A 14,048-nucleotide genomic window follows, 5' to 3' on the forward strand; every position below is an offset into this window, starting at 1 on the left:
GGGACTAAGAGTCTGTTTAAATTTCAATGAATTGTTATAAAACAATCTGCTTTTCGGATACTTAAAACAATATTTAAAGGTGGTTTCAGAACGATCAAACAACGTCGGGTAATAGAACGAACTTTTGTCTTGAAATACCGACTATAAAATTATTATTGAATAAAGTTTAAACAGACTCTAAACAAATCTTAACCTTTTTTTAGGTCGGAGGCGAAGTACGCAAACTTATAAAAAATCATTAAGTTATCATTAAGAATTCCATTCCGTTTCTGCATTCAATCAATAATCAGATGGTCTTCTACAAATCTTTTCCGAGAGAATAAAGCAAAGACACAGATAAGATTACACAACAAATGTGAATAGAATATATCGCATCACTATTCTTATTAATCTATAAATAAACTATCTTTGCGCCTGAAAATTACTAATCGAAAAACAATATACTTATGAAACCAACCTTGTACGTACTTGCTGCCGGCATGGGAAGCCGTTATGGCGGATTGAAACAACTTGACGGTCTTGGTCCCAATGGCGAAACCATTATGGACTATTCGATCTACGATGCTCTTAGAGCTGGATTTGGAAAGATAGTTTTTGTTATCAGAAAATCATTTGATAAAGAATTTCGTGAAAAGATTATATCCAAATACGAAAAGCATATACCGGTAGAAGTAGTATATCAGGAATTGGACAACCTACCTGAGGGTTTTACACTACATCCCGACAGACAAAAGCCTTGGGGTACAAATCATGCTGTGATGATGGCTAAGGAGGTTATACATGAACCTTTTGCTGTGATCAACGCTGATGACTTCTATGGACGCGAAAGCTATGAAATACTAGCAAAACAATTAATAGCAATGGCCGGAACTGAAAACCATTATTGCATGGTCGGATACCGTTTAAGCAATACTTTGTCGGAAAGTGGGGCTGTCGCTAGAGGTGTTTGCGAAACAGATAACAATCATTTTCTATCGAGCATCGTAGAACGTACCCACATCGAGCGTAAAGACGGTGTAATTCAGTACAAAGATGCAGAAAACTATTGGTTCGAATTACCTGAAAATGCTCCCGTTTCGATGAATATGTGGGGCTTCACTCCCGACTATTTCGAACATTCTGACAAGTACTTTGTTAAGTTCTTAGAAGCAAATGAAGGAAACCACAAAGCCGAGTACTTTATCCCGCTGTTAGTAGATCATTTGATTTTGAACAAAACAGCAGACGTTAAGGTCTTGGACACTCCATCCAAGTGGTTTGGTGTGACATATGCTGAAGATAGAGATGGAGTAGTAGAAAAGCTTCAAAAGTTAGTAGAAAAGGGTGAGTATCCTACTCCTTTATGGAAATAAACCTAAAAGGTTATTTTATACTATTTTGAAATCTTTTATCACTATTTTTTGTTACTTTTGCATAGTAATCTATAGGTGACAACACGAATTAACGAGATTTGTACACCTTGGATAGCAAAAAGGCATGAATTTCAATAAATATACATTATATAATAATAAATTTAACAACAATGGTAAGTTATAAAGACCTAGGATTAGTAAACACTAAAGAGATGTTTGCAAAAGCTGTAAAAGGAGGATATGCTATCCCTGCTTTCAATGTAAACAACATGGAACAATTGCAGGCTATCGTTCAAGCTGCTGCTGAAACAAAATCTCCGGTAATTGTTCAAGCATCAAAAGGTGCTCGTCAATATGCTAACCCTATTTTATTACGTTATATGCTACAGGGTGCTGTAGAATATGCTAAAAGTCTAGGTTGGGAAAAACCACAAATCGTGCTTCACTTAGACCACGGTGATACTTTCGAAACATGTAAAGACTGTATCGATTCAGGATTCTCTTCTGTAATGATCGACGGTTCTCACCTTCCATACGAAGAAAATATTGCTCTAACCAAGAAAGTTGTAGAATATGCACATCAGTTTGGTGTAACAGTTGAAGGCGAACTTGGAGTATTAGCAGGTGTAGAAGACGAAGTTGTTGCAGAACATCATACTTATACAAGACCTGAAGAAGTAGTAGACTTTGCTACAAGAACAGGTTGCGACTCTTTGGCTATCTCTATCGGTACTTCTCACGGAGCAAACAAATTTACTCCTGAACAATGTACAAGAGATGAGAACGGTCATTTAGTTCCACCTCCATTGCGTTTCGATATCCTTGAAGCTATCGAAAAAGAACTTCCTGGATTCCCTATCGTTCTTCACGGAGCATCTTCAGTTCCTCAAGAAGAAGTAGCAACTATCAACAAATATGGTGGTGCACTTAAAGATGCAATCGGTATCCCAGAAGAACAACTTCGTAGAGCTGCAAAATCAGCTGTTTGCAAAATCAATATCGACTCTGACAGCCGTCTTGCTTTGACTGCTGCTGTTCGTGAAGTATTTGCAACTAAACCTGCTGAATTTGACCCACGCAAATATCTTGGACCAGCTCGCGACAATATGAAGAAACTATACAAACACAAAATTGAAGCTGTGTTAGGTAGTGCAGGAAAAGCTGAATAAAAAGACTTTTATATAATCTGAAAAGGGAGTTACTAATTAGTAGCTCCTTTTTTATTTTATGATTTTTTAATCACAAACACCGAATAGTCTAGATAAATAGACGTATATTTATAGCCTATATAATTTTTATATCATGCAACTAACGAAAGCCGAAGAACAAATAATGCAGATCCTTTGGACAATGGAAGAAGGTACTGTTCAGGATATATTAAAAAAGTTTGACGAAAACAAACCTGCACGTACTACCATAGCTACAATACTCAGCATACTCGAAAACAAAAACTTTGTAGAACATCGTAGCGAAGGTCGCTCAAATATCTATAAAGCAATTGTAACAAAAGATGATTATTCTAAAAAGCAATTGTTTGGCTTCGTTAAGAACTATTTCAACGGCTCTTTTTCCTCCATGGTTTCATTCTTTGCTAAAGAAACCAATCTCAGTATAGAAGAGATGGATAAGCTTCTGAAAGAAACACGTGAAACTCTCGAAGAAAAAGATACTAACCCTGAATAACGATGGAAGCTTTTCTTTTATATATTGTCAAATCGGGTATATGCCTAAGCATATTCCTCATCGTATATATTATCTTCCTCCGCTCTACTACGTTCTATCGGTTCAATAGAATATTCTTAGTATCGGGCTTTATAATGTCATTCATAATACCGGCTATCCGTTATACTTACGATGTATTCGTTCCCGCAGTAATGACAGTGGAAAGAACGATATCAGAAACAGCCTATACCGTCAAATCACAATCGCCGGATATATGGACAATTCTCTTTATCGTATATCTCACAGGCTTCTTTATTGTATCAGGCAGAAATGTTATGGCATACAGAAAGCTTCGCTTGCTTGTAAGAAATGGTACACATGCGAAAAAAGACAATATTAATATAATAGAAAGCAATCATATCAAATCGCCATTTTCCGTCTTAAACTATGTATTACTAAATACTCAGAGCCTTTCCAAAACAGAAAAAGAGCTAATTCTACAGCATGAAATCATGCATATCAATCAGAGACATTGGTTAGACCTCCTGTGCAGCGAGTGTATATTGCTTATACAATGGTTCAATCCTTTATCTTGGTTCTATGTACATCTACTAAAGGAAAACCACGAGTTTCTGGCAGATAAAGCAGTCATAGAATCGGGCGTTTCTCCGGCAATATATCAGGCAGTACTTATCAACCAACGATTTCAGGGGCAGGTATTTTCTTTTACCAGTTCATTCAACGATCACAAACCTATCAACCGGCTAAATATGCTACGTAAAGAAAAAAGCTCGCCTTGGAAACGAATCTCTGCCCTTACTATTGTTCCTGTATTCGGAGTATTTATATGGCTTTCGGCTGTGCCCAATTACATCGTACAACCGATAGAAAATACAATGATACCGATAAAGAAAGAGGGAAGCCCTGACAAGCCTGAGATCCTTGTATTAAGAGCTAAGGACAGTATAAAAGTAGAATTGAAAGAAAAAGTCACCTTTACGAATGCCGAAGAGCTGCAACCTCTATATATTATAGATGGGATAAAGTCGCAAGATGGTATAAAAGATCTTAGCCCTGATGAGATAGAAAGCATATCTGTATTAAAAGACAAAACAGCAACAGACCACTTTGGAAACGACGCTAGAGGAGGTGCTATATTAATAACCACAAAGAAAAAGCGCAACACTCATATATCCGACTCCCTTGTTGTAACAAACAATAATTTGGAAAACAAAAAGGGTACTATATCGATTTTGCCATCGACAAAGAAAAGCGAAAAATCAAATAATTTGCCGGATCAACTATTAATACTAATAGATGGAAAAGAATCTTCGAAAAAAGATATGGACTCACTCGACCCAAACAACATAGAATCAGTGGAAGTGCTTAAGAATAAGGACGCTGCTTCGGCGTATGGAAATAAAAATGTTATAAAAATAACATTGAAAAAGTAATATCCCGATAACCAGTCTACTTTTCCATCCACTTGGGATTATGCTTTCCTATCTCACAAAATATCGGACAGTCTTCATCATGAGCTCCCGGTAAATAACCCGTACTCATAAGAAATTCATTTACAATTTCTCCTCCCGTAAACTTAAATGTCTTCTTGAAAAGCTTCACCCACTCTTCCTTTGTTTTGGGGTGATGCAAATCTAACCAGCCTTTGAAAGAGCCGAACTCTTTTTGCAACAATAGAATCACATTCGCATTGTGTATAGCCGCATCTATTTTCAGTCGGTTTCTTATTATACCTGCATCATTGAGCAATCGGGTTCGCTCTTCATCACCATAGCTTGCCACGGTAGTGATATCAAAGTTATTATAAGCATTCCTGAAGCCGGATTGTTTATTTAGTATCGTTTCCCAACTTAGCCCTGCTTGATTGATTTCAAGTACCAAACGCTCGAAAAGCTCATTGTCATCCTCAATAGGAAAACCATAATGGTTATCATGATACGTCCTATGCTGATCTTTTTCTCCGTGGGCAAGCCCTTTTATATAATCACAATAGCTCATTTTATATTTTCTATAGTTTAGAATTATTTATTCGGACTACAAAATAAGGATTTTCTTTATTAATCTGCTGTACTAGTATTAAATATTGAAATTTCGGTTCTCCATATATATATAAGTGACATATCTTCAAAATCACAAATGCCTAATTATATACAAGTTACGGCAAAAAAGTGACAAAAGTAACACTTTTCAGGATGTTTTCTCCTGTTACCTTTTAATGTATCATCATACGCTCTAATGTACGAATCATAATATGTCAAAGACCCTTTATAATAGACAATTTTAGCATTAAAAAATAAAGATGTTATATTTGTAATACAACTTAAGTAATTAGTAAAAAATTAATGTTGTATTGTAAAAAACTCTGTATTACTCTTTTTACTCTGTGGTAAAAAAATAGATGAGAGCGAATGCGACAAGAATTCCTTTTTTAGAATTTAATGCTTAAATAGAGATGATAGAAATAAAACAAATAAAAGAAGTAACACCGGATATAGTCTCAGCCTTCTCCCGACTGATGCCACAGCTTGCTCCACATTTAAAAGCTCCTCAGATGGAGGACTTAAGCCATATCGTTAATGATAAAAACAAATATATTTTTATCGCCTCCAATACTCAGATAGTGGGAACAATCACCTTAGTAATCGTAAAGATACCATCGGGAACAAGAGCCTGGATAGAAGACGTTATTGTAGACCAAGATGCCAGAGGGCAATCTATTGGCGAAAAGATGCTATTGCACGTTATCGACTTTGCTAAAAAGCTGAATGTAGCAAGTATCAATCTCACTTCGAGCCCAAGCCGTATAGCAGCCAACAAGCTGTACCAGAAATTAGGGTTCAATCTCCGTGAAACAAATGTTTACAGAATAGATGTAGATTAAAGCTAGTTGAGTTAAAAGACAACTATCGTTTGTATTAAACGCCTATATCTTTATATATATTTGTTTTTTATACAAGACATTACCTACCAGCCATGCGACAAAAACAAAAATTAATGCAAAAAGCAAGGATCCAAAATAATCGCCAAATACTGGTTGCAACAGATCGTTATATAAATAAGATTTCGGATTAGTCGTTGCCTCATTGCTGCTGAAATGTATTCCGTCTGCAAGAGTTGCCATAACGCCCGCTAGGACATATATAAACAAAGGATTCACCCCAAACGATTCGAAAAATACCGACCACTTCTTATACCCCTTCACATCGATGATCCATATAAGCAGCGATAAGAAGGTAGCACCCAATCCACATGTAGTCAGAACAAATGTCGGAGACCAGATCTTCTTATTTATAGGACAGCCGTAACTCAACAGAAAGCCAGAAAAGGTAAGTATAGCACCTATAATAAACAGGTGAAACATCCTTTGTTGATTATCTTTTGTTTCCATCAGTATTTTTCCACAATAAAAACCGATCAACACATGACACACAGCAGGGATTGTACTTAAAATACCTTCAGGATCGAGCCCGAACTCTGTGTACATATGATTCAGTCCCAGAATACTCTGATCTGTCACTGCAAGGATATTGTACCCTTCCGTGGCAAAACCGTTTCCGAAAAGTAAAAGCAAGAAATAACCGACCAGACCGACTGCAATTATATACGGTATATACTTATGTTTTAGAAATATTGCTATCAGAGATGTTATGCCATACGTAAGCGCTAAGCGTTGCATCACACCGAGAATACGCAGATGTTCAAAATTGGTGACGGATCTGCTCAACCGTTCCCAAAATCCCAGATTATCGGCAGCTAAACCATGGTATGTACCAAATGAAACACCCAGCCATGATAGACCTAAACCGATAAGAAATATAACGAATGTACGTTTCAGTATTTTTCTTAGGGTGGGCACAGAAAACTCAAAGTTGAATTTCCGTAACGAGATAAAGGTAGAAATACCCATAATGAACATGAAAAACGGAAAGATAAGATCTGTGGGAGTTAATCCATTCCACTCGGCATGTCTCAACGGAGCATATATATGCCCCCATGATCCGGGGTTGTTTACAAGTATCATTCCGGCGATGGTGATACCTCTCAAAACATCGAGAGATAAAAGGCGACTGCTAGCTTTTGCTTCCATTATATAGTTATTTCTAATAGTTTAGATCTAAAACAGCACAAATATAATAAACTAACAGAGCATACGAGCAAAAGTCAATTTATTTTATGAAGAGTGCCCGACTTTTCTTTTTTGTATCTTTTTTCCCTTTGGATATAGAGAAAAATCTTTTATCTAGATCCGTGATCAACACTCAGTATGACAAATACATTAAAAATATACCGAAAGAAAGCAATTTTATATACCTTTGGATAGCATTGATTTGGTTTTACTTAAAATCATTCAAAAATTTATTAACCTAAGCCCAATTCCAAATGAGATTTATTGACAAAACACTATTAATTATACTCTTCACTTTCATTGTATGCTCACACAGCAAGGCACAGTCTGCTGCACCTATAGAACTGAAGGTCATGAGTTTTAATATCTGGCACGGAGGAGGCTCTTCCATTGGCGCAACAGGAAAAGTATTTGTAGAAAGCCAAGCCGATATAATCGGCATTCAGGAATCAACACACAAAGGGAAAAATACAGCGGTTCATCTTGCCGATAGTCTGGGTTGGCATTCATACGTTTTCGAAGGACGAACCATCGTGACAAAATATCCGATTGTAGATACCTCGGCAAACAATCACGGAGTAAAAATAAAGATCAATAAAGACCATTTTGTTTGGATGTTCAATGTTCATCTGATGTATTGCCCTTACGAGCCTTACCAACTGAATGGCATAGAGTATTGTGGCGGCCCAATACTCCACTCTGCGGAAGAAGCTATAGCCTCCGCTATCAAATCGAGAGGGAACACCGTAGACTCAAATATTGCCGATATAATAGAAGTTCGGAAAGAGGGTTATCCGATATTTCTCACAGGCGATTTCAACGAGCCCTCTTATCTCGATTGGACGAAAAAAGCTGCTGATGCAGGACTATGCAAAACTGCAGTTGAGTGGCCTTCTACAAAGGCATTTTCAGAAAAGGGTGGCATGAAAGATTCGTATCGAACATTCTATCCCGATGAAGTAAAAAAGCCGGGGCACACGTGGACAACATTACCCGAAACCTCTGCATATAAAGAAGTCCTCGACCGTATCGATTTTGTCCTTTTCTCGGGTAAAAAAATGAAGTTGAAAAATTCTCAGATTGTAGGAGAAGAAAGCCCTCTGAGTGATATCCGGTTTAAAAATTATCCTTCAGATCATAGAGCAGTATTAAGCACTTTTATCCTTAAATAAGCGGAGTAGCTTGCTTGTTTACAGCCCGATACCTTACAGGTGATACACCCATCATCTTTTTAAAAAGGCGAGAATAGTAATAAGGATCATCAAAACCAACCATGATGGATATCTGATTCACTTTCATTGTGCTATTGATCAAGTAGTAACAAGATCGTTGCACCTTAAGTTGATTGAAATACTCCATCGGAGCAATTCCCATATTCCTGTAAAACAAACGATAAAAATAAGAAACAGAATATCCAAAGTGCCTTGCAATATCAGACAACTTTAGTTTATTTCCTATATTTTGATTCATATAGTGCGTTGCCAGATGTATCAGAGAAGTCCCGTATTTATTTTCTGTTTTAGGGTCTCCGGATCTTTTCACGTATAAAATAGAGGCTAGAAAATAAGCCAATCCAGAATTCGCATATTGTAGTGCACTATCATCATAAGAATCGAGTAAAACATTATAAATATCCTCAAACAATTTGAAACGTTCATCAATACGCAGCGTATTTTCCGAATCCAAAGAAATCACCTGCCCATATACTTTTGAGAACAACTCAGATTTATAACCTTTGAAATGTATCCAGTAAATTGACCATGAATTCAACTCATTCGCACCATAACGATGTGCTTTATTTGCGGGCAATATAACAAACTGATTCTCGCCTACAGCCTGCATCTTTCCATCTAGTTCGATCCATCCGCCACCTTTGGTACAATATATAAGAATATTTTCGGGACATCCCTCGGGTCTGTTTATATAATGATATTTTGCATTCGGAAAATACCCTAACGAATGAAAATACAAATCATTCATCATCGGATTCTTACCCATTCTATCGACAATAAAGTATGGTAGTATTATGCTCCATTGTCCCTGAAATCCATGTTTTATTTGCATCATTTCACCCTGTTTTTAGATATCAAATAAAAATAGCAATAATAATCCATCCTTTTAGCAAAAATAGTCTATCTTTTTTATTCTCCGCATTCACTATTTTTGTTTTAATATCATGAAAAATATACTTTTAGACAAAATAAGTAGTGACTTTTTGCAACCTTAATTATCCATGAATTTTCATTTTCCTGTTGATTAATTATAAACAAAATAAATCACAGAATGAAAGTAGCGTAGCAAAATCTTATGATCAAAGAACTTTAAACAACTATTATATGACTTCTCGTAGAAATTTCATTAAAAAATCAGCCATAGCCGCTGCCGGTTTATACATTTTTCCATCAAATGTTATCAGCGGATTGGGACATAAAGCCCCTAGTGACAAACTTAATATAGTGGGTATAGGTGTAGGTGGAAAAGGACATCCTAACCTTGTAGGAATGAATACTGAAAATATAATAGGTCTTTGCGATGTAGACTGGGCTTATTCTAAAAACTGTTTTAATGACTTCCCGAAAGCCAAGCGTTACAAAGATTGGCGCAAAATGTTTGATGAGATAGGTAAAGAGATTGATGGTGTAATGATATCTACCCCCGACCATACACATGCCATCATAGCAGCAACGGTATTAACGATGAACAAACATGTTTACTGTCAAAAGCCATTAACACACTCAATATACGAAAGCCGTCTGCTAACACGTTTGGCTGCCAAACATAAGGTAGCGACTCAAATGGGAAATCAGGGAAATTCGGGCGATGGAGTACGTCAGGTATGCGAATGGATATGGAACGGAGAAATAGGCGAAGTACGCGAAGTGCATGCCTGGACAGACCGCCCGATATGGCCTCAAGGGTTACAGCGTCCTAAAGAAGTAGTAAAAGTACCTTCGACATTAGATTGGGATAACTTTATAGGGCCTGCTCCTTTCCGCCCTTACAACCCCGTGTATACTCCTTGGAATTGGCGTGGCTGGTGGGATTTCGGCACGGGAGCTTTTGGCGATATGGCTTGCCATGTGCTCGACCCTATCTACCAAGCACTAAAGCTCGGTTATCCGACTAAGATACAGGGTAGTTCTTCCCTTATCAATACCGAATCTCCGCCTCAGAGCGAACAGGTAGAATTTACATTCCCTTCACGAGACAATATGCCTAAAGTAGCAATGCCCGAGGTAAAGGTATATTGGTGTGATGGCGGGCTTTTCCCTCATCGCCCTGATTTGCTCCCCGATGGAACCGATCTTATGAGAGATGGGCTTGGTGGCTGTTTATTTGTTGGCTCGAAAGATACGCTGCTAACTGATTGTGGCGGATTCAATCCTCGCTTGCTATCGGGACGTACACCGAATGTTCCTCAAACCCTTCGACGTGTTCCGGGTGCTACAGGATATTCTGACGGATATCATGAGCAGGATTGGATCAGGGCTTGTAAAGAATCTGCAGACAACAGGGTTGAAACATCGAGCAACTTCGCATATGCCGGGCCATTCAACGAAATGGTCTTACTTGGTGTTCTTGCCATACGGTTACAAAGTCTGAATAAAATTTTGAAATGGGATGGAGAGAAAATGAAGTTTACAAATATAGGAGCAAACGAAGAACTAAGAATTGTCTCAAAAGATAGCTTCCGTGTAGAAGACGGGCATCCACACTTTGAAAGAGAGTATATAACATCAAATGCACAAGCCACCGCTGCTGAATACATAAGACATACATATAGGGATGGATGGGCTTTGCCTGCGATGCCTTAAACTCAGACATAAAGAGTATGTAAAGGATGATTTAATTCGATAATATTCATATCTTTGGTATACTTTTATATTCTTTCGTACAAGAATATTATACGCACGAATCGAGAAACGCCCAGATTATAACTACTTATTTTTAATACCAAACAATATGAAAAATTTGAAGCTTTTATTATTACTCATCTCTTTATGTTTTATAGGATGTAAAGATGGGACAAAACAACCCGAATGGAAAATGGGTATTCAGACATATACATTCCACAAATTCACGCTGATGGAAACGCTCGACAAAACAAAAGATCTGGGTATTCACTATGCCGAAGCATTCTTCTCTCAGGCTTTAGGAAAGAATTTTCCTGATACGGCCTATTTGAACTTTGATTTGTCGGAAGAAACAAAAGCACAACTGAAAAAGGAATTTAAAGACCGGAATATTACCTTATATGCCTTCGGTGTAGCATCGTATGATACGAATGAAGAATGGGAGCGATTTTTCAGTTTCTCGAAAGATATGGGAGTACATACCGTAACATGTGAACCAAAATTAGAACAACTTGACTTTGTTGAACAACTTGCACTCAAATACGATATCGAAGTAGCCATACATAACCATCCTGAACCTTCTATCTATGCAAATCCGGATGTACTTGTAAAAGCCCTCGAAGGACGAAATAAGATAATGGGCGTATGTGCTGATATCGGACATTGGAAAAGAACAGGAAACGACCCTATAGAAGCTCTCAAAAAGTTTGATGGACGAATAAAGGTTGTACACATGAAAGACCTCAACGAAGGAATGGAGGATACAACATGGGGAACAGGAGTATTGCAAGTAAAAGAAGTAATCAATGAACTGAAAAGACAAAACTTCAACGGGCTTATTTCTACCGAGTATGAAAGCTTTGGAGATTCTCAAATAGATGATATCAAGAAAAGTCTGGAATACTTTATGCTGAACTCAAAATAGTAGTGGCAACGCAAAAGAAACAGTAAGGGTAAAAATAAGAAAAGAGCTGTATATTTTAATATACAGCTCTTTTCTTATTTTTGTAGTTGTCTCACAAGGATTCGAACCTTGAACGACTGAACCAAAATCAGTTGTGTTACCATTACACCATGAGACAATACCATTTGCTTCAAAAGCAGTGCAAAAGTAGAAGTTTTTTATTAATAAACAAAGCTTTTCGATATGTTTTTGTTGAATTTCTTATAAAGAAAGACTGCTCTTAATAGATTATTGATACAATAGCATCTCTAACCGTTTCATAGCCAATAAAAAAGAGGCTGTAACAAAATTACAGCCTCTTGCTAAAATATTTTGAATATTTTATCTTCCTTGTTCCAGTCTTAATGTAACTGTAGGCTGGTCGCAAACTTCTGATGGTCCGAAGAACTGAATTGGTCCCGGATATACAAACTCTGTTCCAACAGCCCACTCTTCACGATGTGCAGCAAAATATTGGAATGGTGCTCCATCAAGTTTCACTAAAGCTTTCTGGATTACAGGTTTCATTTCGCCATGACGACGCTCCATATTCATCATCATTGTTACAGGTACACCTCCGGCAATCCATTCGCTAGCAGGCGCTGTTGTGTTACGCACAGAAGACATATAACCAGTCTTGCCTGCAGCGATAAGAGCAGCAGCTGTGTATCCTAACGAATAACAATAATCTGAATCGTAGTTTGAAGGAGTTGCACAACGTCCTTCGTAACCGAAGAAGTGTTCCTGAGCAGCAAACTTACCTTTGTATTTACCGGCAACTTTCATTTCAGCTAGTTTATTACCTACCATTTCAGATAATAGCTTCTCTGTTTCGATCAAAGAAACTTGTACGTTTCCGTGAGGGTCACGATCTAAAGTCAACTGACGAGCTACACCGGAAGGTAAGCTTGCGAATATTTTCGCATTTTCGGCAGACAGGTTCTTTTGGATATATGCAAGCTGATCATCTTTAGGAACAGCATTGAATTCACGTTGATGATGTGCCAAGAAATCATTCAATTCTGAAATAAGACCTTTCATGGCAGGAATAAATTCGATAAGACCTTCAGGGATCAAAACTGTTCCGAAGTTATTACCATCTTCTGCACGTTTAGCTACAACATTTGCTATATCTGTAACGATATCATCCAAAGACAATTTTTGAGCTTCCACCTCTTCTGAGATAATACATACGTTTGGTTGTACCTGAAGAGCACATTCCAATGCGATATGAGAAGCAGAACGTCCCATTAGTTTGATAAAGTGCCAGTATTTGCGAGCAGAGTTACAGTCACGTTGTATATTACCGATAACTTCAGCATATACTTTACAAGCTGTGTCGAAACCGAATGATGTTTCTATCATTTCGTTTTTCAAGTCACCGTCAATTGTTTTCGGACAACCGATTACCTGAACACCTGCATTGATTTCTTTATAGTATTCAGCAAGCACACAAGCATTTGTGTTCGAATCGTCACCACCGATAATAACAAGAGCTTTTATATCTAGTTTTTTCAATATTTCAAGACCTTTGTCAAATTGCTCTTTGCTTTCGAGCTTTGTACGACCAGAACCGATAATATCAAAACCTCCTGTATTACGATATTCATCGATAATGTCGGCTGTAAGTTCTTTATAATCGTGATCAACCAAACCGCCCGGACCCATTAGGAATCCGAAAAGACGACTGCTGACATTCATATTTTTTATACCATCAAAAAGACCGGCGATAACGTTATGACCACCAGGAGCTTGTCCTCCAGAAAGTATAACTCCTACATTGATAGCAGGTAAGCTTACCTTTTCTGAAGTTTCTACAAACTTGATAGTCGGCATCCCATATGTATTAGGGAATAACTTTTTCACCTCTTCCTGATCTGCTACGGATTGAGTAGCTGCTCCTTCCTCAACTTTTACAGAGCCATACAATGCTTTTGGCATTTTAGGGTTATAAGCAGCTCTTGCAATTTGTAACGCACTTTTTTTCATTTGTTTTTATTGATTATATATAGTTTAATATTCTCATTTTTAAGGCACGCAAATTTCGTCATTTTTTTTGATATATGAAAGAGATTAATTGTCATCAAGGA

Annotated in this window: 12 protein-coding genes and 1 tRNA gene; 8 read left to right on the forward strand and 5 right to left on the reverse strand. The window is 37.4% G+C overall.

The window, feature by feature from the left end; all coding sequences use genetic code 11:
- Positions 1 to 446 precede the first annotated feature (446 nt).
- From QOX35_RS05330 to QOX35_RS05345, 4 genes are all read left to right on the forward strand, one after another.
- Positions 447 to 1,352, forward strand: coding sequence for a sugar phosphate nucleotidyltransferase (locus QOX35_RS05330; protein ID WP_283686075.1), 906 nt, complete (start codon positions 447 to 449; stop codon positions 1,350 to 1,352).
- A gap of 170 nt (positions 1,353 to 1,522) precedes the next feature.
- Positions 1,523 to 2,521 (forward strand): class II fructose-bisphosphate aldolase, encoded by a 999-nt coding sequence (locus tag QOX35_RS05335; RefSeq protein ID WP_135105059.1) that lies wholly within the window; start codon positions 1,523 to 1,525, stop codon positions 2,519 to 2,521.
- 133 nt (positions 2,522 to 2,654) lie between these two features.
- Positions 2,655 to 3,035, forward strand: coding sequence for a BlaI/MecI/CopY family transcriptional regulator (locus tag QOX35_RS05340; RefSeq protein WP_283686076.1), 381 nt, complete (start codon positions 2,655 to 2,657; stop codon positions 3,033 to 3,035).
- A 2-nt stretch (positions 3,036 to 3,037) separates the two neighbouring features.
- Positions 3,038 to 4,468, forward strand: a complete 1,431-nt coding sequence (locus QOX35_RS05345; protein WP_283686077.1) for a M56 family metallopeptidase — start codon at positions 3,038 to 3,040, stop codon at positions 4,466 to 4,468.
- 16 nt (positions 4,469 to 4,484) lie between these two features.
- On the opposite strand, the gene QOX35_RS05350 is transcribed toward QOX35_RS05345, so the two are convergent.
- Positions 4,485 to 5,033, reverse strand: a complete 549-nt coding sequence (locus QOX35_RS05350; RefSeq protein ID WP_283686078.1) for a DNA-3-methyladenine glycosylase I — start codon at positions 5,031 to 5,033, stop codon at positions 4,485 to 4,487.
- Between the two features lie 454 nt (positions 5,034 to 5,487).
- Between QOX35_RS05350 and QOX35_RS05355 the strand changes: the two genes are divergently transcribed.
- Positions 5,488 to 5,916 (forward strand): GNAT family N-acetyltransferase, encoded by a 429-nt coding sequence (locus tag QOX35_RS05355; protein WP_283686079.1) that lies wholly within the window; start codon positions 5,488 to 5,490, stop codon positions 5,914 to 5,916.
- A 42-nt stretch (positions 5,917 to 5,958) separates the two neighbouring features.
- On the opposite strand, the gene QOX35_RS05360 is transcribed toward QOX35_RS05355, so the two are convergent.
- Positions 5,959 to 7,122: an acyltransferase family protein gene (locus QOX35_RS05360; protein WP_283686080.1), complete on the reverse strand. Its 1,164-nt coding sequence runs from the start codon at positions 7,120 to 7,122 to the stop codon at positions 5,959 to 5,961.
- Between the two features lie 293 nt (positions 7,123 to 7,415).
- Between QOX35_RS05360 and QOX35_RS05365 the strand changes: the two genes are divergently transcribed.
- Positions 7,416 to 8,333, forward strand: coding sequence for an endonuclease/exonuclease/phosphatase family protein (locus tag QOX35_RS05365; protein ID WP_283686081.1), 918 nt, complete (start codon positions 7,416 to 7,418; stop codon positions 8,331 to 8,333).
- On the opposite strand, the gene QOX35_RS05370 is transcribed toward QOX35_RS05365, so the two are convergent.
- A complete protein-coding gene (locus QOX35_RS05370) occupies positions 8,326 to 9,228 on the reverse strand; it encodes an AraC family transcriptional regulator (RefSeq protein ID WP_283686082.1) in 903 nt (300 codons plus the stop codon). The two genes, QOX35_RS05365 and QOX35_RS05370, sit on opposite strands and share 8 nt — an antisense overlap.
- 269 nt (positions 9,229 to 9,497) lie before the next feature.
- On the opposite strand from QOX35_RS05370, the gene QOX35_RS05375 reads away from it, so the two are divergent.
- Positions 9,498 to 10,976 (forward strand): glycoside 3-dehydrogenase, encoded by a 1,479-nt coding sequence (locus QOX35_RS05375; RefSeq protein WP_283686083.1) that lies wholly within the window; start codon positions 9,498 to 9,500, stop codon positions 10,974 to 10,976.
- A 148-nt stretch (positions 10,977 to 11,124) separates the two neighbouring features.
- On the forward strand, positions 11,125 to 11,940 hold the full coding sequence (locus QOX35_RS05380; protein WP_283686084.1) for a sugar phosphate isomerase/epimerase family protein: 816 nt from the start codon (positions 11,125 to 11,127) through the stop codon (positions 11,938 to 11,940).
- An 86-nt stretch (positions 11,941 to 12,026) separates the two neighbouring features.
- Here QOX35_RS05380 and QOX35_RS05385 read toward each other — a convergent pair.
- Together QOX35_RS05385 and QOX35_RS05390 are read right to left on the reverse strand one after the other, a co-directional pair.
- Positions 12,027 to 12,097 (reverse strand) — tRNA-Gln (locus QOX35_RS05385).
- A gap of 203 nt (positions 12,098 to 12,300) precedes the next feature.
- A complete protein-coding gene (locus QOX35_RS05390; RefSeq protein ID WP_135105050.1) occupies positions 12,301 to 13,947 on the reverse strand; it encodes a diphosphate--fructose-6-phosphate 1-phosphotransferase in 1,647 nt (548 codons plus the stop codon).
- Positions 13,948 to 14,048: the final 101 nt, after the last annotated feature.

Source organism: Dysgonomonas sp. Marseille-Q5470 (assembly GCF_951230145.1).
Lineage (GTDB): Bacteria > Bacteroidota > Bacteroidia > Bacteroidales > Dysgonomonadaceae > Dysgonomonas.